Origin of the sequence: Pseudomonas chaetocerotis, from assembly GCF_015712105.2 — a bacterium.
GTDB classification, from domain to species: Bacteria; Pseudomonadota; Gammaproteobacteria; order Pseudomonadales; family Pseudomonadaceae; genus Aquipseudomonas; species Aquipseudomonas chaetocerotis.
Window position 1 is genome coordinate 82,948 of sequence record NZ_JACFYX020000005.1, and the last position, 21,442, is coordinate 104,389.

22 protein-coding genes and 1 pseudogene are annotated in these 21,442 nt (G+C 63.3%); 14 read left to right on the forward strand and 9 right to left on the reverse strand.

What is annotated here, in order from left to right:
* Positions 1–195 precede the first annotated feature (195 nt).
* The 3 genes from pdxH to H3221_RS10345 all read right to left on the reverse strand — a co-directional run bounded on the left by pdxH (position 196) and on the right by H3221_RS10345 (position 2,806).
* Entirely contained in the window at positions 196–843 is a 648-nt protein-coding gene (gene pdxH / locus H3221_RS10335; protein ID WP_160020525.1) for a pyridoxamine 5'-phosphate oxidase, read from the reverse strand.
* An 81-nt stretch (positions 844–924) separates the two neighbouring features.
* Positions 925–1,578, reverse strand: coding sequence for an OmpA family protein (locus tag H3221_RS10340; protein WP_196475711.1), 654 nt, complete (start codon positions 1,576–1,578; stop codon positions 925–927).
* 82 nt (positions 1,579–1,660) lie between these two features.
* The gene (locus H3221_RS10345; protein WP_196475775.1) at positions 1,661–2,806 is read right to left on the reverse strand and encodes a serine hydrolase domain-containing protein; all 1,146 of its coding nucleotides are present in this window, start codon (positions 2,804–2,806) and stop codon (positions 1,661–1,663) included.
* 238 nt (positions 2,807–3,044) lie between these two features.
* Between H3221_RS10345 and mbhE the strand changes: the two genes are divergently transcribed.
* Genes mbhE through mnhG form a run of 6 tightly spaced genes read left to right on the forward strand, consistent with a single transcriptional unit; the run spans position 3,045 to position 8,805 of the window.
* Positions 3,045–5,765 carry a hydrogen gas-evolving membrane-bound hydrogenase subunit E gene (gene mbhE, locus H3221_RS10350; protein ID WP_196475710.1) on the forward strand — a complete coding sequence of 907 codons (2,721 nt, stop codon included), beginning with the start codon at positions 3,045–3,047 and terminating at the stop codon, positions 5,763–5,765.
* The gene (locus H3221_RS10355) at positions 5,765–6,169 is read left to right on the forward strand and encodes a sodium:proton antiporter (protein WP_021488444.1); all 405 of its coding nucleotides are present in this window, start codon (positions 5,765–5,767) and stop codon (positions 6,167–6,169) included. The genes mbhE and H3221_RS10355 overlap by 1 nt, the downstream gene beginning before the upstream one ends.
* Positions 6,166–7,662 carry a proton-conducting transporter transmembrane domain-containing protein gene (locus H3221_RS10360; RefSeq protein ID WP_196475709.1) on the forward strand — a complete coding sequence of 499 codons (1,497 nt, stop codon included), beginning with the start codon at positions 6,166–6,168 and terminating at the stop codon, positions 7,660–7,662. Before H3221_RS10355 ends, H3221_RS10360 begins: the two co-directional genes overlap by 4 nt.
* A complete protein-coding gene (locus tag H3221_RS10365; protein WP_196475708.1) occupies positions 7,662–8,159 on the forward strand; it encodes a Na+/H+ antiporter subunit E in 498 nt (165 codons plus the stop codon). The genes H3221_RS10360 and H3221_RS10365 overlap by 1 nt, the downstream gene beginning before the upstream one ends.
* Positions 8,156–8,467: a monovalent cation/H+ antiporter complex subunit F gene (locus tag H3221_RS10370; RefSeq protein ID WP_160020531.1), complete on the forward strand. Its 312-nt coding sequence runs from the start codon at positions 8,156–8,158 to the stop codon at positions 8,465–8,467. The genes H3221_RS10365 and H3221_RS10370 overlap by 4 nt, the downstream gene beginning before the upstream one ends.
* Entirely contained in the window at positions 8,464–8,805 is a 342-nt protein-coding gene (gene mnhG / locus H3221_RS10375) for a monovalent cation/H(+) antiporter subunit G (protein ID WP_196475707.1), read from the forward strand. The genes H3221_RS10370 and mnhG overlap by 4 nt, the downstream gene beginning before the upstream one ends.
* A gap of 6 nt (positions 8,806–8,811) precedes the next feature.
* Here mnhG and dinG read toward each other — a convergent pair whose 3' ends face one another.
* Positions 8,812–10,956 carry an ATP-dependent DNA helicase DinG gene (gene dinG / locus H3221_RS10380; RefSeq protein WP_196475706.1) on the reverse strand — a complete coding sequence of 715 codons (2,145 nt, stop codon included), beginning with the start codon at positions 10,954–10,956 and terminating at the stop codon, positions 8,812–8,814.
* 140 nt (positions 10,957–11,096) lie between these two features.
* Between dinG and H3221_RS10385 the strand changes: the two genes are divergently transcribed.
* Entirely contained in the window at positions 11,097–11,561 is a 465-nt protein-coding gene (locus H3221_RS10385) for a CopD family protein (RefSeq protein ID WP_160020533.1), read from the forward strand.
* Positions 11,562–11,612: 51 nt separating this feature from the next.
* Here H3221_RS10385 and H3221_RS10390 read toward each other — a convergent pair whose 3' ends face one another.
* The 4 genes and pseudogenes from H3221_RS10390 to H3221_RS10405 all read right to left on the reverse strand — a co-directional run.
* Entirely contained in the window at positions 11,613–12,374 is a 762-nt protein-coding gene (locus H3221_RS10390; protein ID WP_192981356.1) for a collagen-like protein, read from the reverse strand.
* On the reverse strand, positions 12,367–12,669 hold the full coding sequence (locus tag H3221_RS10395) for a DUF1145 domain-containing protein (protein ID WP_196475705.1): 303 nt from the start codon (positions 12,667–12,669) through the stop codon (positions 12,367–12,369). The genes H3221_RS10390 and H3221_RS10395 overlap by 8 nt, the downstream gene beginning before the upstream one ends.
* Before the next feature lie 158 nt (positions 12,670–12,827).
* Entirely contained in the window at positions 12,828–13,562 is a 735-nt protein-coding gene (locus H3221_RS25670) for an OmpA family protein (protein ID WP_196475704.1), read from the reverse strand.
* A 143-nt stretch (positions 13,563–13,705) separates the two neighbouring features.
* Positions 13,706–14,059: pseudogene (locus H3221_RS10405) on the reverse strand (OmpA family protein); the annotation flags it as partial.
* Between the two features lie 439 nt (positions 14,060–14,498).
* On the opposite strand from H3221_RS10405, the gene H3221_RS10410 reads away from it, so the two are divergent.
* The 3 genes from H3221_RS10410 (at position 14,499) to H3221_RS10420 (ending at position 16,666) form a co-directional block, all read left to right on the forward strand.
* Positions 14,499–14,996 carry a DUF6231 family protein gene (locus H3221_RS10410; protein ID WP_196475702.1) on the forward strand — a complete coding sequence of 166 codons (498 nt, stop codon included), beginning with the start codon at positions 14,499–14,501 and terminating at the stop codon, positions 14,994–14,996.
* A gap of 4 nt (positions 14,997–15,000) precedes the next feature.
* A complete protein-coding gene (locus H3221_RS10415) occupies positions 15,001–15,483 on the forward strand; it encodes a YchJ family protein (protein WP_196475701.1) in 483 nt (160 codons plus the stop codon).
* A 67-nt stretch (positions 15,484–15,550) separates the two neighbouring features.
* On the forward strand, positions 15,551–16,666 hold the full coding sequence (locus tag H3221_RS10420) for a hypothetical protein (protein ID WP_196475700.1): 1,116 nt from the start codon (positions 15,551–15,553) through the stop codon (positions 16,664–16,666).
* A gap of 70 nt (positions 16,667–16,736) precedes the next feature.
* On the opposite strand, the gene H3221_RS10425 is transcribed toward H3221_RS10420, so the two are convergent.
* A complete protein-coding gene (locus H3221_RS10425; RefSeq protein WP_196475699.1) occupies positions 16,737–17,291 on the reverse strand; it encodes a hypothetical protein in 555 nt (184 codons plus the stop codon).
* A gap of 192 nt (positions 17,292–17,483) precedes the next feature.
* Between H3221_RS10425 and H3221_RS10430 the strand changes: the two genes are divergently transcribed.
* The 4 genes from H3221_RS10430 (at position 17,484) to H3221_RS10445 (ending at position 21,278) form a co-directional block, all read left to right on the forward strand.
* Complete coding sequence (locus tag H3221_RS10430) at positions 17,484–17,981, forward strand: LEA type 2 family protein (RefSeq protein WP_160020541.1); 498 nt, start codon at positions 17,484–17,486, stop codon at positions 17,979–17,981.
* 17 nt (positions 17,982–17,998) lie between these two features.
* Positions 17,999–18,193 carry an SEC-C metal-binding domain-containing protein gene (locus H3221_RS10435; protein ID WP_037001315.1) on the forward strand — a complete coding sequence of 65 codons (195 nt, stop codon included), beginning with the start codon at positions 17,999–18,001 and terminating at the stop codon, positions 18,191–18,193.
* Between the two features lie 7 nt (positions 18,194–18,200).
* The gene (locus H3221_RS10440) at positions 18,201–18,665 is read left to right on the forward strand and encodes a DUF2489 domain-containing protein (protein WP_196475698.1); all 465 of its coding nucleotides are present in this window, start codon (positions 18,201–18,203) and stop codon (positions 18,663–18,665) included.
* Between the two features lie 99 nt (positions 18,666–18,764).
* The gene (locus tag H3221_RS10445) at positions 18,765–21,278 is read left to right on the forward strand and encodes a penicillin acylase family protein (RefSeq protein ID WP_196475697.1); all 2,514 of its coding nucleotides are present in this window, start codon (positions 18,765–18,767) and stop codon (positions 21,276–21,278) included.
* The last annotated feature ends 164 nt before the right edge of the window (positions 21,279–21,442 follow it).

The following is a 21,442-nucleotide window of genomic DNA, read 5'->3' on the forward strand; positions in this document are numbered from 1 at the left end:
TGGTTCGTCGCGCAAGGGTATCTCATGTGCTCGTTTCGTACAGCCTTATTGGTGGATGGCATGCTCGGTGGTAAGAGGTGGGCAGACCGAAGAGGCCCCATCCAGACGCCCTCAAAGCAACCCATTCCAAGGCAAGCAGACACATCAGAAACCTGAAAGTAACCGACCGGCGCGCTCGCTACGCCTGCCTGGCTGTCAGGGCGCCAGCCGTTCGCGAATCCAGGCCTCGCCCTTGAAGCGGTAGTTGAGGCGGTCGTGCAGGCGGCTGGGGCGACCCTGCCAAAACTCGATGCGCTCTGGCAGCAGGCGGTAGCCCCCCCAGTGCGGCGGGCAGTGCGGTGTCTGGTTGAGGAAGCGTTTTTCGGTTTCCGCCAGCAGGTTCTCCAGCTCGGCGCGGTCGCGGATCACCTTGCTCTGCGGCGAGGCCCAGGCACCAATGCGACTGCCCAGCGGGCGTACCTGGAAGTAACCGTCGGATTCGGCCGGGGTGACCTGCTCGACCCGCCCCTCGATACGCACCTGGCGTTCCAGGCTGGGCCAGAAGAAGGTCATCGCGGCGAACGGGCGTGCCGCCAGTTGCCGACCCTTGGCGCTGTCGTAGTTGCTGAAGAAGGTGAAGCCACGTTCGTCGAGCCCCTTGAGCAGCAGCACCCGGCAGTGCGGGCGGCCATCTTCATCGACGGTGGCCAGGGTCATGGCGTTAGGCTCGACCGGCAGTTGCTCGGTCTTGACCGCGTCATCGAACCACTGGCGAAACAGGGCAAAGGGTTCCAGCGGGGCCTGGGTTTCGCTCAGGCCGTCGCGGGTGTAGTCACGGCGCATATCGGCCAAGGTTTGGGTCATGGCAATTCCTCAGGGCAGAGCCTGAAACCAATCCGCCTGGTTTCTAGTGCCTGCCCGCGCAGGGTGGAAATGCCCGCAAGCTTACTCCGACTTGCTCACTTTTCCTTGATCTGCGGCAGCTACCTTGGGCGCATCCTTGAGCTGCGGCTTGGCCGGTTGGCTGTACTTGGCGATCAGGCCCTGCATGGTGTCACGCGAAGTCAGGAGGATTTCCACACGGCGGTTGAGTGCACGGCCAGCGGCGCTGTCATTGGCAGCACGCGGCATATCGGAGCCCAAGCCCATGACCTGCAGGCGATTCTGCTTGAGGCCGCTGAGACGGAAGATGGACGTCACGGCGCGCGCGCGCTGCTGGCTCAAGTCACGGTTGAGCGCAGCATTGCCGCTGCTATCGGCATGGCCAAGAACCACCACTGCGATATCCTCATCGGTTTCCAGCAATTTCGCCACGCGGGTGATCGGCCCCAGGCTGGCAGGCACCAGCATGTGCGGGCGATCAGGATTGAAGGAGCTCTGCACCGGCGCAGTCACCACCAACAGATTCTCACGACGCTCGAACTCGAACTGGCTACCCTTGACCGCTTCACGCAGTTTTGGCTCGTATTCGTCGAGCCAGGCGCGGGTTACCTGAGGCGGCGGCATCACCGCCGGTTTGGCGGCTTCCTTCTTTTCCGATCCGGCACAGCCAGCCATCAGCAGGCAGCAGGTAAAGGCAAAAATCTTGTTGGCGCGCATGTAGCCCCCGAGGTCACGCAAATCTAATGGTCGGATCGTTATGGTTGGTACTGAACCGTTGGCGCAAGTTTAGCCGTTTCAATCAGATACAGTCCGCAATCTGGCGCGCAAGTTTCTGCGCGCGGGGGTCCATCAAGACGAACGGTCCTAGATTGTTGGTGACGAAGCCGAATGCCAGGTCCCGTTCCGGGTCGGCAAAGCCGCTGGAACCACCGGCACCGGGATGACCGAAGGCTTTTGCCCCCATGCCATAGGTGGCGTTGGCCACATCGGCCTGATCGAGCATGCAGCCCAGGCCGAAACGCGTGCGGGTCAGCAGGGTCTTGTCGTCACCGACACTGTGCTCACGGGTCATTTCGCCCAACAGGTCGGCATCGAGCAGACTGCCGTCGAGCAGACCGGCGTAGAAGCCCGCCAGGCTGCGCGCGTTGCCGTGCCCATTGGCGGCTGGTTGCTGCATGCGCCGCCACTCGGGCTTGTTGGTACTGGTCATGATCGACGGCGGATTGGTGAACGAGCGTGTGCTCATGGCAGTGGCGTCGCTCATCATCACCTTGAGCAGGCGCTGCGCTGCGGCGTCGCCGAGATTGCCCTTGCCGCGAGCGATATGGGCGACGCGCTCGAACTCGCTGTCAGCCAGGCCGACATGGAAATCCAGCCCCAGTGGCTTGGCGATGCGGGCGGCGATGCTCTCGCCCGGACCACGGCCTTCGACGCGTCGAATCAGCTCACCGATCAGCCAGCCATAGGTAATGGGCGCGTAGCCGTGACCATCACCCAGCGGCCACCAGGGTTCTTCAGCCGCCAGCGCGTCGGTCATGGTTTGCCAGTCGTACAGCGCCTCGGCAGGCAGTGTCTGGCGCAACGCCGGCAACCCTGCCTGGTGGCAGAGCAGATGACGCACGCTGATGCGCTGCTTGCCGGCTGCTGCAAACTCAGGCCAGTAGCGCAAAACCGGGGCATCCAGATCAAGCTTGCCTTCGCCCACCAGTTGCAGAGCGACGACGGCGGCGAAGGGCTTGGTGCAGGAGAACAGATTGGCGATGGTGTCGCTGTGCCAGGCCTGCTGGCCGTCCTTGTCCATGACCCCGGCCCACAGGTCGAGCACGGTTTCCCCGCCGACCTTCACGCACAGGGCCGCGCCCCGTTCCTGCGCGTCATCGAACAAAGCGGCGAATGCGTCCCTCACCGTCTCGAAGCGCAAGTCGAAATAGCCCTGAATCTGCACGCTGTTCTCCCGTGTCATCGCTTGGCCAGATGCTGCCGACAATGGCAGCCGCCTATCATGCAATGTTCTGAAACTTCATAAAATAGCGATCTTCGATTGGTTTTTTCTATGCTGAAAAAAGTGCGGCCTGATATGAGCGATGACCTTGCCTCCCGTGTCAGACCGGCAAACGCCGGCTCCAGAGGCAGGCGTGATCATCGCGCCGCCCTGGATTCGATGCTCGGCACAGGAGAAACGAGTGCTCTACCTACTGTCCCTGATCGCCATGGCTGCCATCATGGCACCCGGCCTGACGCGTCTGCTGGGCGCTCGCACGGGTTGGCTGCTGATGCTGGCGCCGCTGGTGGCCTTCATCTGGTTCGTGCAACAGATCCCGCTGATAGCCGGCGGCGACAGCGTGATGCAGAGCCTGAGCTGGATTCCGGCGCTGGGCATCAACCTGAGCCTGCGCCTGGACGGTCTCTCGCTACTGTTCGCGCTGCTGATCAGCGGCATCGGCAGTCTGATCGTGCTGTACTCCGGCAGCTATCTGTCCAGCCACGCCCACCTCGGCCGCTTTCACGCCTACCTGCTGGTGTTCATGCTGGCGATGCTCGGTCTGGTGCTGGCCGACGACCTGGTGGCGATGTTCGTGTTCTGGGAGCTGACCAGTATCGCCTCCTTTCTGCTGATCAGTTTTCAACACGACAAAGCGGTATCGCGTCGCGCGGCATTGCAGGCGCTGCTGATCACCGGCGGCGGTGGCCTGGCTCTGCTGGCAGGGCTGATTCTGCTCGGTGGCGCGACGGGTAACTGGCAGTTCTCCAGCCTCAACGCCGAGCAGATCGAAGGCCATGTGCTGCTGCCGGCGATCATCGCCCTGGTACTGCTGGGCTGTTTCACCAAATCGGCGCAGGTGCCCTTCCATCTGTGGCTGCCCAACGCAATGAACGCGCCGACGCCGGTGTCGGCCTACCTGCACTCGGCGACCATGGTAAAAGCCGGCATCTACCTGTTGGCCCGTCTCAACCCGGTGCTCGGTGGCTCCGTCGGCTGGGGCACCCTGCTGATTACCTTCGGCGCGGCCACTGCGGTGCTCGGCGCCTTCCTGGCCTTCCGCCAGACCGATCTCAAACGCCTGCTGGCCTACACCACGGTCACCGTGCTGGGCCAACTGACCATGCTGATCGGTACCAACACCAGCTATGGCCTGCAGGCGTTCGTGCTCTATCTGGTGGCGCATTCTCTCTATAAAGGTGCGCTGTTCATGGCGGTCGGCGCCATCGACCACGCCACGGGCACTCGCGAGCTGGCGCGCCTGGGCGGTTTGATCCGCTTCATGCCGATGACTGGCGCGGCCGTGGCCCTGGCAGCATTCTCCAATGCCGGGCTACCGCCGTTCTTCGGCTTCATCGCCAAGGAGTTCAAGTACACCGGCCTGATCGAGATGGGTCATATCGGCTGGGCGGTGACGCTGGTGATGATTCTCACCAACGCCCTGCTCTTCGCCGCTGCCGGCCTGGTATTCCTGCAGACCTTCCTCGGCAAGCGCGGCGACTATCCGCGCACGCCACATGAAGTTGGTTTTCCGATGTGGCTGGGACCGATGCTGCTGGCCATCGGCGGTTTCCTGCTCGGCGCCTGGAATGCATGGCCGGAAACCTGGCTGGTGAATAACGCGGTGCAGGCTGTCGCGCGCGGCCCGGTGGATGTGCACCTGTACCTGTGGGGCGGCATTACCCCTGCGCTGCTGGCCAGCTTGCTGACCGTATCACTGGGCGTGCTGTTCTACGTGATGCGCGACCGCGTCAGGCGGCTGCTCGATCGCGCCAACGCAGCCTGGAACGTCAGTGGCGACCTGATCTGGGATCGTCTGCTCAAACGCGTGTTCCACTTCGCCGGGCTGCTTGCCGCCCGCTTCCAGCACGGCTCGCTGCGTCAGCATCTGGTACTGCTGGCCCTGGCGGTCGGCGGCCTGTTGGCGGTAGGCCTGGTGCCTGCTCTGCCGCAACTGCTGCAGGCCAGCTACAGCCCGATCTCGCCACTGGGTCTGGCAGGCTGCCTGTTGGCACTGGCTGGCGGCGTGGCAGCGGCGTTCCTGCCCGGCCGGCTTACCTTGCTGGCGGCACTGGGTGCCTGCGGCCTGGGCCTGGCACTGGTGTTCGTCTCGGTCAATGCACCGGACGTGGCGATGACCCAGCTGATGGTGGAAACCCTCAGCCTGATCTTCCTGGCCCTGGTGTTTCGCAAGATGCCCACGGTGCCAGCCAGCGGCGCACGCGCCCCATGGAAGCGCCGCCTGCACGCCAGTGTGGCGATCCTCTTCGGTCTCAGCGTGACCGGCGCCCTGCTGCTGGCGGTAAGCCTGCCACTGCCGGGCGAAATCGCGCAGTGGTATCAGGCCAACAGCCTGCCGGGAGGTCACGGGCATAACGTGGTCAACGTCATCCTGGTTGACTTCCGTGCTTTCGATACCCTGGGCGAAATCCTCGTGGTCGCCCTCTCTGCCCTTGCGGCGGCCAGCCTGCTGGGCACTGGCCGGCGCTTCGGCAACGAACACAGCGGTGAAGATGCCTTCACCTCGCCGCTGCTGCGCCAGGGCCTGCGCCCACTGGCCTGGCTGATGCTGGCCGCCTCGCTACTAGTGCTGTGGCGCGGTCACAACCTGCCTGGCGGTGGTTTCATTGGCGGCTTGGTGGCGGCCTGCGGCCTGATTCTGCTGGTGCTGACCTACGGCCACGGGCAGATTCGCCGGGTGCTGCCCATTGCGCCTGCGCAACTGATCGGTATCGGCCTGGGCTGCGCGGCGGGTGCCGGCATTCTTGGCCTGATCGCGGGCAACGCATTTCTGACCGGCCTGTGGACCTTCCCCGGCGGGCTGCCGCTGGGCACGCCCTTGCTCTTCGATGTTGGCGTATTCCTCACCGTGTTCGGCTCTGCCCTGCACATGATCGACAAGCTGACGGGAGTTCGCCAGTAATGGAATGGTTAGCCGCAATCACGACCGGAGGCCTGGCGGGTCTGGGCCTGTGGATGCTTCTGGACCGCAACCTCAAGCGCGTCGTGCTGGGCGTGGTGGTCCTGGGTAACGCTATCAACCTGGGGGTGCTCACCGCCGGACGTTTCTTCGGCGAGCGCCCGGCATTCGTCGAGGCTGGCAACGCTGCCAGCACCGCCAACCCGCTGCCGCAGGCCCTGGTGCTGACCGCCATCGTCATCGGTTTCAGCCTGTTCATCTTTGCCCTGGCGCTGCTCAAGCGCACCCGCGAACTGCATGGCGACAAGACCACCGACTCGGTCAGCTCGATCACCGAGCAACCGGCGCCGGACTGGCACGACAGCGAGCATGAACACGACGCCAATGGCGCGGAGGCTCGCCGATGAATCACGCGTTACTCGTTGCGCCGATCCTCGTGCCCCTGTGCAGTTTGCTGCTGGCAATCATCCTGCGCCGCCACCTGCTGGCCGTGCGCGTGCTCAGCCTGAGTGGCACCGCACTGCTGCTGGCCGTCGGCCTGGTGCTGGTCTGGCAGGCCGCGCAGGGTGTGGTGCTCAGCGGTCAGGTGGGCAACTGGCAGGCACCGTTCGGCATCAGCCTGGTGATCGATCGCCTCTCTGCCGTGATGATCGCCATCAGTGCCCTGGTCGCACTGGTTACCCTGCTCTATGGCGTGGCCAAGGACAACGACAGCACGATCGGACGCGACTTCCACCTGTTCATACAGGGCCTGCTGACGGGCATCTGTGGCGCCTTCATCACCGCCGACATCTTCAACCTCTACGTCTGGTTCGAGGTGCTGCTGATCGCCTCCTTCGCCCTGATGGCGCTCGGCGGCGGCAGCCGCCGGCTGGCCGGCAGCATGACCTACGTGGCCCTCAACCTGTTCGCCACGTTGATCTTCCTGCTCTCCGCCGGCCTGGTCTACGGCGCCAGCGGCACGCTGAACATGGGTGAACTGGCGGTGATCATGCGCAGCGGTGAGGCGCCACCGGGCGTGACGCCGGCGCTGCTGCTGATGCTGCTGTCATTCGCCATAAAAGCCGCGCTGTTCCCTGTATTCGGCTGGCTGCCGGCCACCTACCACGTTGCCCTGACGGCGGTTTCGGCGATGTTTGCAGGGCTCTTGACCAAGGTCGGCGTGTACGCGCTGATCCGCATGGTGACCCTGCTCTGGCCGGAGTACGGCCTGCCGCATCAACTGCTGCTGTGGGTCGCCTGCGCCACCATGCTGGTGGGTGTACTGGGTGCGGCGGCGCAGACCGAGGTGCGCCGCATCCTGTCGTTCCACATCGTCAGCCAGGTTGGCTACATGATCCTCGGCCTGGCCCTGGCCACCCCGCTGGCGCTGGCCGGCGCGGTGTTCTACCTGATCCACCATATAGTGGTGAAAGCCAACCTGTTCTTCATCGGCGGCCTGGCGGCGCGCATCTGCGGCTCCGAGCGCCTGGCCGACATGGGCGGGCTCTATCGGCGTATGCCCTGGCTGGCGCTGCTGTTCGCCATTCCCGCGCTGTCGCTGGCAGGCATTCCGCCGCTGTCCGGTTTCTGGGCCAAGTTCCTGCTGGTCAAGGCCAGCCTGGATGCCGCTGCCTGGTGGGCGGCGGGCATCGCCCTGCTGACCGGCGTGTTCACTCTGCTGTCGATGAACAAGATCTGGAACGAAGCCTTTCTCAAGCCTCATCCAGAAGGTGAAGAGGCGCTGCAAGCGGTTATCGGCATACGCGCGGCCTGGCTGGGGATGAGTGCCCTGGCGCTGCTGACCGTGCTGATCGGCCTGGGCGCCGGCCCGCTGATCGACTATGCCGTGGCGGCCGCAGCGCAGCTCGCCGACCCGCAAGCCTATCTGCAACCCTTTACCGGCGCAGGAGGTACCTGATGCTGTTTCTCATTCATTTGCTGACCAGCGCTGGCCTGGCCTGGAGCCTCGGCGCCGGTCATCTGGGCGGCGCTCTGCTGGCCTTCGCCCTGCTCTACCTGAGCGCTCGCCTGCTGGGGTTGGCAGTCCAGCGCTTGGGCCGTTACGCACGCAGCCTGGAGCATGGCGTCGGTTTCTGCCTGTGGTTCATCGCCCAGGTGTTTCTTGCAACCTATCAGGTCGCCACGCTGATACTGGCGCGTCGGATCGAGGTGGAGCCGGCCGTGCTGGCCTACCCGGTGACCCGCCGGGAAGTGGACAAGGTCACCCTGCTCGGCACGCTGCTGACCCTGACTCCCGGCACCCTGGCCCTAGACTATGACGAGGAGCAAGGTTTGCTCTATATCCACACCCTCGATGCCCGTCGCCGTGAGGACGTGATCGACATCCTCATCGAGCTGGAACGCCGTCTGCTGGCCTGGTTAGATGCCGGCAAAGCCGAAGGAGCAACGTCATGACCCTGCACCTGGCCGGAGCAGCATGGGTATTGCCCCTGGCTGCTGCCCTGCTCGCACTGAGCGGTTTGATCACGCTGTATCGCCTGTTGCGCGGGCCGAGTCGCCCAGATCGCGCGGTGGCCATCGACGCCCTGACCCTGCTAGCGGTCGCTGCCATGGCGCTGCTGTGCCTGATGCGCGGCGAAGCGCTGTTCGTCGACGTCGCCGTGCTGCTGGCACTGGTGTCGTTTCTCGGCACGGCGGCCTTTGCTTTCCTGTTCGATGACGCCCACAGCCAGATGCCGGAAAAAAGCGAGGAGCGCCCATGAACGACGTACAAGCCTGGCTGGCTTCACTGCTGGTACTGAGCGGTGCGGCGATTTCTCTGCTCGGCGCAATTGGCGTACTGCGTCTGCCCGATAGCTACAGCCGCATGCACGCGGCAAGCAAGGCCGGCGTGCTTGGCGCCGTGTTGCTACTTGGCGCAGTGGCCTTGGCCAGCAGTGGCGAGCTGGCGCTGGAGGCCTTTATCGGCCTGTTGATTCTGCTGGCCAGCGCCCCGCTGGCCGCTCACGCCATCGCCCGCGCCGCCCACCGCGCCGGCATTCGGCCAGTGCTGGGCCGCCTGGGTGATGAACTGGAGCAACGCAACAGGGGCGGCGAATAGGCTCGATCAGTCGATCTGCCGGCGGAACGGCGGCAACGCATTGAGAATCGCCTTGCCATAGCGCTGGGTGACCACACGCCGATCCAGCAGCGTGATGGTGCCGCGATCGGCCTCGGTACGCAGCAGACGACCGCAGGCCTGCACCAGGCGCAGCGAGGCGTCCGGCACGGCGATCTCCATGAAGGGATTGCCACCGCGTGCCTCGATCCATTCGGCCAGCGCCGCCTCCACCGGGTCATCGGGCACGGCAAAGGGAATCTTGGCGATCACCACGTGTTCGCAGTAGGCGCCGGGCAGATCGACGCCCTCGGCGAAACTGGCCAGACCGAACAACACGCTTTCCTCGCCGGAGTCGACGCGCGCCTTGTGCTTGTTCAGCGTTTCCTGCTTGGACAGGTTGCCCTGAATGAACACGCGTTTGCGCCAGTCGCGATCGAGGCCGTCGAACACGTCCTGCATCTGCTTGCGCGACGAGAACAACACCAGCGTACCGCGACTGCCTGCCACCAGATCCGGCAACTCACGAATGATGGCCGCCGTATGTGCCGCCGCTTCACGTGGGTCGGCCTTGAGATCAGGCACCCGCAACAGGCCTGCATCGGCATGGTGGAAGGGGCTCGGCACAATGGCGGCGACCGCCACCTTGGGCAGCCCGGCACGCATGCGATAGCGGTCGAAGGTGCCCAGCGCAGTCAGCGTGGCGGAGGTCACCAGGGCGCCATGGGCGACGTTCCACAGGTTGCGGCGCAGGGTTTCGGCGGCCAGGATCGGGCTGGCGTTGACCTCGATGTCGAACAGCGCACCACTCTCGGCCAAGGTCAGCCAGCGCGCCATGGGTGGGCTTTCCTCAGGATCTTCGGCGGTGAAGGCCAGCCACAGCTCCCAGTTGCCCTTGGCGCGCGCCATCAGGCTACCGAACAGCGGGTACCACTCCTCGGCCTGGTGGCTGGCGATGCCCACCGCGCCCTCGCCATCCATCGCTTCCTTGAGCAGCTCGGTAACGCCAGTGAACAGGTCGTTGAGTTTGGAGAAGCCCTTCTTCAGCTCCAGCCCCAGTTCGGTCAGGTGCTCCGGCACCACGCCGCCGACGAAGCGGTGACGCGGGCGCTCGCGGCCTTCCATGTCCTCGCCGGCCTTGAAGTCGGCGATCTGCTCGCAGGCGGCGAACATGAACTGTTGCTGGGTTTTCAGCTCGCGGGCCAGTTCCGGCACCTGCTCGATCAGCCGCCCGAGATCGCCTGGCAGCGGGTTCTGCGCCAGCAGCTTGGTCAGGTTCTTGTCGATCTGGGTCAGCCAGTCGGCGGTCGAGCGCAGGCGGGTGAAATGGGCGAAGTGGCCGATGGCCTTGTCCGGCAGGTGATGGCCTTCGTCGAACACATAGATGGTTTCGCGCGGGTCGGGCAGCACCGCGCCGCCGCCGAGCGCCAGGTCGGCCAGCACCATGTCGTGGTTGGTGACGATCACATCGACCTTGCCCATGCCCTCGCGCGCCTTGTAGAAGGCGCACTGCTGGAAGTTCGGGCAATGGCGGTTGGTGCACTGGCTGTGATCGGTGGTCAGCTGCGCCCAGCGCACGTCCTCCAGCTCCTCCGGCCAGCTGTCGCGGTCGCCATCCCATTTGTTGCCAGCGAGTTTCTCGATCATCGCAGTGAACAGCTTCTGCCCCTGTTCATCCACATCGATACGAAAGCCTTCCTCCTCGAACAACTGCGCGGTGGCGCTCTGCGCGGCGCCGTCCTGCAGCAGGTGGTCGAGCTTGGACAGGCACAGGTAACGGCCGCGCCCCTTGGCCAGGGCGAAGCTGAAATTCAGGCCGCTGTTGCGCAACAGATCCGGCAGATCCTTGTGCACGATCTGCTCCTGCAGCGCCACGGTGGCAGTGGCGATCACCAGACGCTTGCCGGCGGCCTTGGCCGTGGGAATGGTGGCCAGGCTGTAGGCCACCGTCTTGCCGGTACCGGTGCCCGCCTCGACCGCCACGACGGCAGGATCCCCCAGACGCTTGCCTTCGTCATCGGTCTTGATGGTGCCGAGCACCTTGGCGATCTCGGCGATCATCAGCCGCTGGCCATAGCGCGGTTTGAGCGACTTGGCTTCGAGAAAGCGCGAGTAGGCGCCCTGGATCTGGGACTTGAGTTCGGTACTGAGCATGGATTCTGAAACGAAAAAGGCTGGATAAATTTTCAGTATTCGCGGAGCGGTCGCTATCATAGCGCGCCTGTCGATCTGGCGCTGACTCGCGTGCCTATCGAATGAACCGAGCTGCCAGACGGCCCCTCCGGAGATACCGCATGACCCCCTACGCACCGCTCTACGCACTTCACCTGTTGGCCGCCGTCGTCTGGGTTGGCGGCATGTTCTTCGCCTGGATGATCCTGCGCCCGGCAGCGGTCGAAATACTGGAACCGCCAGCGCGCCTGCGCCTGTGGCTGAGTGTGTTCAGGCGGTTTTTCGTCTGGGTCTGGCTGGCGGTAGCGGCCCTGCCACTGAGCGGGCTGGGCATGTTGCACATGAGCTACAGCGGTTTCGACGCCGCGCCGCGCTACGTGCATATCATGATGGGCCTGTATCTGGTGATGCTCGCCCTGTTCCTGCGTATTCAGGCACTTCAGTTACCGCAACTGCGGCGCGCCGTGGAGGCCGAGAACTGGCCGGCAGGCGGCGAAGTGCTGGGGCGGATTCGCAAGGTCGTGGGCAGCAACCTGCTGATCGGCCTGGCACTGATGACACTGGCCGCCATGCGTCCGTCATTCTGATTGATGCGGTTGCCTTGGTTTGTACATGAAAACGAAGGCAGCGACGGCTATCTAGAAACGAAACACCTGCACGGCACCGCTGCGACCCGCTGCACCTTCGCGTCCGGGCTGACCGGGTTTGCCATCGGCCGCACCCTCCACGCCGTAGAGCAGACAGCCCTTGGCGGCACCGCCACGGCCGGGGCGCCCCGCCGAGCCGGCTGCACCGCCCGCGCCGCCGTCGAGCAACACCTGCATGCGCTCGACCTCGACATGGTGCGGCACTTCAAGGACCACCTTGCCACCTGCTGCGCCTTCATGGCCATCGGTACCGTCCTGACCATCGTGGCCGGCACTGGCCTGGCCCCAGGTGCAACCACCTGGCTTGCCATGCGCACCATCGAGCCCGGCATAACCCGGCCTGCCTTGCCCACCCCGTACATCGAGGGTCAGCGATTCGAATGTCAGCTTGTGCAGCTTGAGATTGATTTCCCGCCCAGCAGTAGCCGGCCGAGTGTAAGTACCGGCCGCACCTTTGGCGCTGATCCAGGCGCCCGGACCGATATCAGCATCCTCGACTAGCAGACGCAGCGGCTGATCGCTGGGCGCTACGCCAATACGCGCGTCGCGGCCCATCAGCAACTCGCCAATGCGCAACTCGGTCACCGTGGCTGGGATCATCAGGGTCGCCTGGTCCGCCACCTCCAGCCGCTCGAGCTGCAGGCTGCTACTGGCGACCGGCAGACGCATCAAGGTATTGGGCGACACCTTGACCTGCGTAGCGGCCAACGACGTACCTGCGAACAGGCAGAACAACAAAGCCAGACTACGCATGAGCAGCCTCCTCATGCGCTGCAGCCAGGCTCTCGCCCGCCTGCTCGGCCTTCAGCGGATAGAGGTGAAAAATGCCGAATAGCAGGATCTGTGCACGATCCAGCCAGGGGCTGGCGCGACCGGACAGAAGACCAGAGAACAGCCACAACTGCGCCCCATGCAGCAGTGCAAGAAAGGCCCCGAGCAGATAGACGAGTTGCTCGAACGGTGCACCAAAACGCTTGGCAAGCGCCGCCCCGAATACCAACCAGAAGGCCAAGGCCAGCGCCTTGCCCACCCCCAATAATGCTTTCATCCCCGCCCTCTTGCTCTGGTTTTTCTAATAGCGCAGCACGTTAACCGGTCGCGGCGCTGACCACCAGAGCGCGAGATTATTTTCCATGACTTCACCTGTCGCCCGCCACAGAAGCGACACCCCCAGGTCTGCGATGACCTGTGGGGCGCCGCTTTGCTTCAACGGGAAACGTACAACTCGACGCGGCGGTTCTGTGCGCGGCCAGCATCGCTGCCATTGTCCGCCACCGGCTGGCTTTCGCCACGGCCTTCCGTGCTGAGCTTGCCGGCTGGCACACCCTGGGCGACGAGGAAGTCGGCAACACTGCGTGCACGGCGTTCGGACAATGCCTGGTTGTAGGCATCAGAACCGACACTATCGGTATGTCCGACGACCTTGACTGCGACCAGACTGGCGCCGGTCAGACGGGTACTGACATCGGCAAGCAAGCGCCGCGCCTCACCCGTCAGCTCGGCTGAGTCGAACGCGAACAGTACATTTCCCAGATCGCTGAGCACGATGACCTCATCCTGCACCTGCTGCTCCATCGCCGGCTCGGCCGCAACGCTGGCGGGGTACTGCGGCAAAGGGCAGCCGTTATGGCCTACAACAATACCCGCTGGCGTATCGGGGCAGCGATCACGGCGGTCGAACACAGCGTCGCCATCTTCGTCGCCGTCCTGCGCGTAACAGATGATGGTGCCCAGCAGAGCGCCGGCTACCGCACCGCCTGCTGCCCAGGTGGAACTTTCGATTGCGCCGAGGCCGCCACCGGCCAAAGCTCCAATCGCACTGCACAGGGGCCAGTTCCCCTGGTTGAGCGGCGCGTCTCCCGTGCTGGAAGTCGTGGCACAACCCGAGAGAACACTGCTGACCAGGAGAAAGGGTAAAACCCTCGAAAGCTGGATTCTCATGGCGGTGTCTCCTGTGATACCGGCATGTGGCCGGTATCACAGGAGTAAAGACGGCAGCAGGATTTCATACAAGAAAAGGCCCGACCGATGGAAGTCGGTCGGGCCTTCGCGGGTGACACCTGACTTGGCTTACATGAAGCGCCTTACGGCTGAGCTTCGACCTCGGCTTCCACGCGACGGTTGATGGCACGACCATCGGCAGTGGCGTTGTCGGCAACCGGGCGGCTCTCGCCATAACCCACTGCCTGCACGCGGCCGGACTCGACACCGTACTGGTTGACCAGAACTTCACGCACGGCACTGGCGCGGCGCTCGGAAAGACCCTGGTTGTAGGCATCGCTGCCCACGGAGTCGGTGTGACCTTCAACCACGGTGCTGGTCTGCGGATACTGTTTCATGAAGTCGGCCAGAGCTTTGATGTCGCCATAGCTTTCCTGCTTGACCTGGGCCTTGTCGAAGTCGAACTTGACGTCCAGCTCGACACGAACGGCCTCGGCCGGTTCGGCAACTGCCATCTCCTCGACAACGACTTCTTCGACGACGGCAACCTGTTGCTCTTCGGCACCATGTACCCAGCAGTAGGCGGCAGCCATACCGGCACCTAACACCGCACCGCCGCCAGCCCAGGAAGAACTTTCGATGGCCCCTAACGCCGCACCACCAACACCGCCTACAGCTGCGCAGGTGGGCCAGTCGGTTTTCTGCAGGCCGGCGCAACCGGTCAGCAAGGTGCTAGCCAGAATCAGGGGTACTGCGTTCCTTGTGATACTCATACTTTAGGTCTCCAATGTTCATCGGCGCATAACCGACTCGATAGTAGTAAAGACAGGAGTTGTACAATCCGCCAGCTATAGCAGCTTCTGCGGATAATTTTCTCTCACTCTAGGCCTGATACCGACACCACGTTAGTCTTTGCAGACTTTTCGAGGAAGTTCGATGACCGCCAGCCTTAGCACCCGTACTCCACAGCAAGCCATTGCGGCACTGCTTGCCCGCTATACCCCCGAGAAACTGCTGTTACTCGGCGCAAGCGAGCTACCCGCAGTCAACGCCTTTCACAGCGCCCACCCGCAGTGTCAGGTCACCACCGCACCTGCTGCTCCCCTGGCGCCTGAACTGGCCGCACAGCGCTTCGACCTGGCAATTCTGGTCGACTGTCTGGAGCACTTACCCAAACGCGCAGGACTGCAACTACTGGGTGGCATTCGCAACCTCAACGCCAGCCGGGTCGCCGTGTTGCTCGACCTCAAGGCAGGTGAGTGGCAGGAAACCGACTTTTTCGCCCTGGCCATGCAAGCCAGTGAACAGTTCCAGCGCGAGGGACAGACCCTGCATCTGTTCACCTATGATCTACTCGATTACAAGCAAGTTCCCGACTGGTTGAATGCAAAGTTCTGGGCTAACCCGGAAAATTTCGGCAAGTACTGGTGGTAGAACGATGAGCCCACTCGATCCCAACTGCCCCTGCGGCAGCGGCAACCTGCTGAGCCAGTGCTGCGGCCACTATCACGCAGGCACCCACGCACCCAGCGCGCAATTGTTGATGCGTTCGCGCTACACCGCTTATGTACTGGGCCTGGTGGATTACCTGGTGGCCACCACCTTGCCCGCTCAGCAACAGGCGCTCGACCGCGACGCGATGGCCGCCTGGAGCGCGCAGAGCACCTGGTTGGGTCTGGAAGTCGAGGGTAGCGAGGTATTTGGCGGCAAGCCGGAGCACGCCCAGGTCACTTTCGTCGCCCGCTGGCACGATAACAACGGCGAACATCGTCACCGCGAATGCTCCGCTTTCGTTCAGGTGGACGGGCGCTGGTTCTTCCTCGACCCGACGGCACCACTGAAGGCCGGACGCAATGACCCTTGCCCCTGCCTGAGCGGGCAGAAGTTCAAGAAGTGCTGCGCGCCCTACCTGAATGGCTGATTGGCGTTAATCCTGCTTTCTGCTTGAGTTGATACGTCCCGCGAGGACACTCAACAAGGAGAAAGTCATGCACAAGAAAAGGGGTATCGCTCTTATCCTGGCTGGCCTGCTAGTAGGCTGCGCCAACCAGCCCGATGGGCTGCAAGGGGAAACGCTGGATCTGGGCGACAGCCAGCGCGTCAGCCGCCTGTTCGCCTACCCGAATAACTGCAGTGTGATCTGCTACCGCGACTGGACGCTGGAACAGACGGTCGAACACTACCTGCAACAGAGCCTGACACGCGATGGTTACCCCCAGGCTAGCGTGCGCGTAACACGCAACGGGGAACGCATTCATGCCCATTTCGACGGCACGCCAGAGGATTACGGCAAACCCCTGCTGCAATTGCTCGATGCCGGTGACCTGGCCTATCAAGGCGCCAGCCAGCTCAATAGTGACGGCAAATGGCAGTACAACTGGTACTTCTTCCTGCCGCTGGGCATGGCCCTGGAGAATCGCAAGAGCGTCGAGCTGCTGCACTTCCCACCGGACTACTCACTGACTCAGGCTCAGGATTATCTGCGTTCGAGCACCACCGATCGCTGGGCCTCGCTGCTTGGTTTCAATGGTGTACAGGCGGAACACACCCCCGCCTACCAGACCATTATCGACATCGCCCCCATCGCCGCCCCGGCCAGCGCCGGCAGCGCACTGGAGGGCGTGTACAACTACTTCACCAGCTATCAGCGGCGCATGGTCAGCGAACTCAGCGCCGGGCCGAACGATGCCAGCCTGCCAATGGTCGCCTTCGGCAGCCCGGTGCGCAGTTGGATCAAGCAACAGTACGGCGTCAATCTGCCGGTGCTGGGGCTCGGCCAGATCGATGCAGCCCCCGGCCAGCAGGTTTACGTGCTCGGCGCCAATCATCCCAGCTACATCTGGTATGCGGCCGATCCAGCCAATAACAAAGGCAACAAGGGGGCTGCCAACGCAGCCGGGATCAAGGTCATGGGACAGGACTTGAGCGCCGCCTGCTGGCAGGCCGGCATGGGCCAACAGCCGACAAGTGATCCGCAGCAGACGCTCAATACCTGCACCGAAAAATGGCAGGTAACGGAGAAGCTGCAAACCTGCGAACTGTTCTTCACCAGCGTGCGCAACCTCAAGCCCGAGGAAGCCGCAGCCGCGTGCAAGGAGGGTTAGTTGCCCTGAACGCAAAAACGCCGTGGCTGCAGGCTCAACTCACGGCGTTTCAAACCAGGCGAATGAATGCTTAGTCCTGCAGCTTCAGGTGCGATGTATCTGGTGCAGCCGCCGGAGTCGCAGGCTTGGCTTGCCCCATATCGCTACCGACGGGCGCCAGACTGAACTGCGACAGATCGACCTGAGGTGCTGCAGCGTCGGGCCTGGCGTCCTGCAGATCGCTGCCCACCGGAGCGATATCGAAATCCGGGGCATCTACATCACTGAACGCGGCCATGTACTCATCTCGTGGCGCGATCTGCAGGCGCCCTGGCTTGGCCACAACCCGTGCTGATGCCGGAGCAGGCTCCGGCTCTACGGGCGGCGGCGGAGCCAGTTCGACCTCCTCGATCAGCGCGTCCATATCGACGACTTCGACCCGCGCACCGGCCCGCTCCAGGGTCGCGCGGTACTTCTCCGCCCCGGCGGCGTCGAGGTTGTTCTTGATCACGATGCGGCGCCCGGAGAACAACTGAGCGATGCGCTGAGCATCGGCCTGGAACAGCTTGGCCATATTGGCCTTGACCAGCTCTGGCTGGGCGCCCGGCACCAGTTGCCCGGAGAAGGCGATCTCGTAGCGACTCATGGTCACACTCCTGTCCTATTCGCCGCTCAGTATGGCGCAGGTTCCTTTGCCCTGACACTGCAGGCTTCTCATTCATGCTCTCCCGATCACCAGCATCCCGAAACCGCCACAATATCTCATTGAAAATAATGAGTGCTTCCCCGTTGCAGCCAAGCGCTTGCTTGTTACACTGAGCCGCAATGGGGGTATGAAATGTTTTCTCAGGCGCAAATGATAAGAATTATCAGCCTATTGATGTTTTTTGGCCTGCTTTCAGGCCTGACAGGATGCTCCACCTGGATGACAGGTGGCTTCAAGGACCCGGACGTCCAACTCATCAAAGTTGATGTGGTCAAGGCCAGGCTGCTCGAACAGGAGTTCCGCCTGCGCTTTCGAATCGACAATCCCAACGGCGTCAGCCTGCCGGTGCGCGGGCTTGACTATAACGTCCATCTCAACGGTATCCAGCTGGCCGAAGGCTACTCCAACGAGTGGTTCACCGTGCCCGCCCATGGCCACCACACCTTCGACGTGCCGGTGCGCACCAACCTCTGGCGCCATGTGCGGCAGATCGTCAAGGCACTGGAAAAACCGAACGTACCGATTCGTTACAGCCTCAAGGGCGAGGTAAAAACCGGCATGCTGTTCGGCCGCAGCGTGCACATGGCGCGTAATGGCGAGATAATCCCCGGTGATTTCATCCCCGAATAACCTGCATGAGTAACACCATGAGCAACCAACCCCACGTCCACGGCCCTGACTGCAACCATGACCACGATCATCACGATCACGGCCATGTTCACGGCCCGCACTGCAACCATGGCCATCAGGAGCCAGTACGCAACACGCTGAAGGATGTCGGCCGCAACGATCCCTGCCCATGCGGCAGCCTGAAGAAGTTCAAGAAGTGCCACGGCGCCTGAACTGCGCATGGATGCTCTGACCCTTGTCTTGCTGCTGACCGGTCTGCTGTTGATCGTAGCGCTGGCCGCCTATGCCTGGCACCTGTGGCGCCGTGTATGGGCGAACCAGCGCGTGCGCGACGAAGCGCAGCACGAGCGCCAGCAACGCATCGGTGGCGATCTGCACATCCTCGCCAGCAGCCTGCTCGACGAGCAGTTGCCGTTGATCGAAGGCGCCATCCGCATCAAGGTGCTGCTCGACAACTATGACAGCGCCCTGAGCAATGACAGCCGCTGCCAGGTATTCCATCTGCTCTTCGAGGCGACCGCCGAGGTGCCCACGCATGCGGGCTGGAAGGCCCTGGACAAGGCCGAACGGCGCCGCTTCGAAAAACGCTTCAACGAGCTGGAACTGCAGCACAAGGCCGCCGCACGCATCGCCGCTCGCTGGTTGCTGGACGAAGGGCTGAAGAGGCCTCAGACGAGCGTCTGAGGCCTCTTGCCAGGCATCACCAGCCTCATTACCTTGGCGCCTTTGTGGTCGCTCACTGCACGACCGGCCCCGACCGTCCGCACACCAAGGAAATTCGCCATGCGCACGCTGGCTCGCCTGACTATTGCCGCCTCACTGATTAGCCTCGCCGGCTGCCAGTCCCTGCTCAACAGCCGCTATGCCGACAGCGTGCCACCGACGCGCGGTGTCGAGCGCATTCAGGGCGTGGCCGAAAGTGCGTCGGTGCGGCGCAATGCTCTCGGCATGCCGCTGATCGAATCGAGCAATTTCCACGACGCGCTGTTTACCCTGGGCTACGTGCATGCAGGTGACCGTCTCAGCCAGATGGTCGGCATGCGCCTGCTGGCTCAGGGTCGCCTGGCCGAGATGGCCGGGCCCGGCGTGCTGGAAATGGACCGTTTCATGCGGGCGGTCAACCTGAAAAAGAATGCGGAAATTCTCTACGCCGACGCCTCACCACGCCTGAAGCGCTTCTTCGAGGTCTATTCGCGCGGCGTCAATGCCTACCTGTTCCGCTACCGTGATCGCCTACCGATGGATCTGGCCGAGTCCGGCTACCGCCCCGAGTACTGGAAGCCCGAGGACTCGGTGCTGCTGTTCTGTCTGCTCAACTTCGGCCTCGCGGTGAACTTGCAGGAAGAGATTGCCGCGCTGACCATGGCCCAGCAGGTGGGCACCGACAAGCTGCCCTGGCTGCTGCCGATCTACCCGGACGAACCGCTGCCCTTTGCCGAGGCGGAAAAACTCGTCGGCCTCGACCTCAAGGGCCAGTTGCCGGGCCTGCAGGCGATTTCCCGCACTGCGGCGCAGATCGCCGAACAGCACATGCTCGGCGTCGCCGCCTCGAACAACTGGGTCATCGCCCCGCAGCGTAGCCGTGGCGGCAAGAGCCTGCTGGCCAACGACACTCATCTGCCATTGAGCATGCCTTCGCTGTGGAATTTCGTGCAGATCCGCTCGCCCAAGTACCAGGCCGCCGGCGTGTCCCTGGCGGGCGTGCCGGCCGTGGTCGCCGGCTACAACGGCAAGCTGGCCTGGGGCATGACCATGGTCATGGGCGACAACCAGGATATCTACCTGGAGCGTATCAAGCGCGAGGGCAGCCGCCTGATGTATCAGGCCGGCGGCAAGTGGCTGCCGGTCAGCGAGCGCCAGGAGACGTTCTTCATCCGTGGCCAGCGCCCGATCCGCGAAACACTTTACGAGACCCGCAACGGTCCGCTGCTCAACTCGGTACTGGGCGAACGCAAGCATATGCTGCAGCCCCTGGCGCTGCAGAGCGGTTATGGCCTGGCACTGAAAACCACGCAGTTCGAGCGTGACCAGAGCCTCGATGCCTTCTTCGACCTATCGCGCGCGCAGTCGGTGGACCAGGCCTTCGAGGCGACGCGGGAAATCCGCGCCATGCCGCTGAACATCGTCTTCGCCGATGCCCAGCACATCGGCTGGCAGGTCACCGGTCGCTACCCGAACCGCCGCGAAGGTCGCGGCCTGCTGCCCTCGCCCGGCTGGGACGAGCGCTACGCCTGGGATGGCTTCGCCGACCCGATGCTGCACCCTTACGATCAGGACCCGCCGCAAGGCTGGCTGGGCACTGCCAATGAGCGCAGCGTGCCGCCCGGTTATGGCATGCAGCTGTCCAGTTCCTGGTACTACCCGGAACGCGCCGAGCGCATCGCCGAGCTGGCAGGCAATGGCCGTCACGATGGCCGCAGCATGATCGCCATGCAGTACGACCAGACCTCCCCCTTCGTCGCCAAACTGCAGGCCATGTTCAATGACCCGGTCATGCACGACTCGCTGCGCCAAGCCATCACTGCCCTGCCCGCTGGCCAGCGCGCACGGGCCGATGAAGCCCTGAAGCGTCTGTTGGCGTTCGACGGCAAGCTCGCCGCCGGTTCGGCCGATGCCGCCATCTACGGCGCCTTCCTGCATGAAAGCGCGCGGCAGATCTTCCTCGACGAGCTGGGCCCGGAAGACAGTCCGGCCTGGAAGGCGCTGGTGCAAACCGCCAACACCTCTTACTCGGCGCAGGCCGATCATCTCCTTGGCCGTGCCGACAGCCCGTTCTGGAACGACATCCGCACGCCAGAGCAGGAGGATAAACCGACCATACTCGCGCGCAGCCTGGCCGCCAGCATCGAGCTGTTGGAAAGCCGCTTGGGCGTCGAGCGTCGCAACTGGCAATGGGGCAAGCTGCACACCTACGAGTGGGTAACGGACACCACGCGCATGGCGCCTTACATGAGCGCCAGCCAGCGCACCAGCATCAATGCCCTGAAAGGTTATCTGGATCGCGGCCCCTATCCAGCCGGGGGCGACCACAGCACGCTGAACGTATCCGCCTACGCCTGGGGCCAGGATTTCAACACCCTCCTGATCCCGGCGATGCGCATCGTGGTGGATTTTGCCGCGGACGAACCCTTGGTTGGCGTCAACAGCTCGGGTCAGTCCGGTAACCCGGCCAGCCCACACTATGCCGACGGCATCGAATCATGGCTGAAAGGTGGCTACATGAGCTTCCCGTTCAAAGCGCAGAACCTGGACAAGGTCTACGGCAACCAGCGCCTGCTGCTGATGCCGGCCAAGTAATGACCGTTCGTCGGGCGGCGCTGAACCTTTCCCTCAGCGCCTCACTCTGAATGATCGACTTACTCCATAGATCATCGTTTTAAGGCGCCCCTGGCGCCTTTTCTTTTGCTCGTAGAAAAAAGATGGCTTTTTTCTATCATCGGATGGAACTTCCCGAACGAAGC

Bases quoted from the DNA above. Each gene is read 5' to 3' on its own strand.
- pdxH (WP_160020525.1), bottom strand. From the start codon at position 843: ATGACCCAAACCTTGGCCGATATGCGCCGTGACTACACCCGCGACGGC.
- H3221_RS10340 (WP_196475711.1), bottom strand. From the start codon at position 1,578: ATGCGCGCCAACAAGATTTTTGCCTTTACCTGCTGCCTGCTGATGGCT.
- H3221_RS10355 (WP_021488444.1), top strand. From the start codon at position 5,765: ATGGAATGGTTAGCCGCAATCACGACCGGAGGCCTGGCGGGTCTGGGC.
- H3221_RS10360 (WP_196475709.1), top strand. From the start codon at position 6,166: ATGAATCACGCGTTACTCGTTGCGCCGATCCTCGTGCCCCTGTGCAGT.
- H3221_RS10365 (WP_196475708.1), top strand. From the start codon at position 7,662: ATGCTGTTTCTCATTCATTTGCTGACCAGCGCTGGCCTGGCCTGGAGC.
- H3221_RS10370 (WP_160020531.1), top strand. From the start codon at position 8,156: ATGACCCTGCACCTGGCCGGAGCAGCATGGGTATTGCCCCTGGCTGCT.
- mnhG (WP_196475707.1), top strand. From the start codon at position 8,464: ATGAACGACGTACAAGCCTGGCTGGCTTCACTGCTGGTACTGAGCGGT.
- dinG (WP_196475706.1), bottom strand. From the start codon at position 10,956: ATGCTCAGTACCGAACTCAAGTCCCAGATCCAGGGCGCCTACTCGCGC.
- H3221_RS10385 (WP_160020533.1), top strand. From the start codon at position 11,097: ATGACCCCCTACGCACCGCTCTACGCACTTCACCTGTTGGCCGCCGTC.
- H3221_RS10390 (WP_192981356.1), bottom strand. From the start codon at position 12,374: ATGCGTAGTCTGGCTTTGTTGTTCTGCCTGTTCGCAGGTACGTCGTTG.
- H3221_RS10395 (WP_196475705.1), bottom strand. From the start codon at position 12,669: ATGAAAGCATTATTGGGGGTGGGCAAGGCGCTGGCCTTGGCCTTCTGG.
- H3221_RS25670 (WP_196475704.1), bottom strand. From the start codon at position 13,562: ATGAGAATCCAGCTTTCGAGGGTTTTACCCTTTCTCCTGGTCAGCAGT.
- H3221_RS10410 (WP_196475702.1), top strand. From the start codon at position 14,499: ATGACCGCCAGCCTTAGCACCCGTACTCCACAGCAAGCCATTGCGGCA.
- H3221_RS10415 (WP_196475701.1), top strand. From the start codon at position 15,001: ATGAGCCCACTCGATCCCAACTGCCCCTGCGGCAGCGGCAACCTGCTG.
- H3221_RS10420 (WP_196475700.1), top strand. From the start codon at position 15,551: ATGCACAAGAAAAGGGGTATCGCTCTTATCCTGGCTGGCCTGCTAGTA.
- H3221_RS10425 (WP_196475699.1), bottom strand. From the start codon at position 17,291: ATGAGTCGCTACGAGATCGCCTTCTCCGGGCAACTGGTGCCGGGCGCC.
- H3221_RS10430 (WP_160020541.1), top strand. From the start codon at position 17,484: ATGTTTTCTCAGGCGCAAATGATAAGAATTATCAGCCTATTGATGTTT.
- H3221_RS10435 (WP_037001315.1), top strand. From the start codon at position 17,999: ATGAGCAACCAACCCCACGTCCACGGCCCTGACTGCAACCATGACCAC.
- H3221_RS10440 (WP_196475698.1), top strand. From the start codon at position 18,201: ATGGATGCTCTGACCCTTGTCTTGCTGCTGACCGGTCTGCTGTTGATC.
- H3221_RS10445 (WP_196475697.1), top strand. From the start codon at position 18,765: ATGCGCACGCTGGCTCGCCTGACTATTGCCGCCTCACTGATTAGCCTC.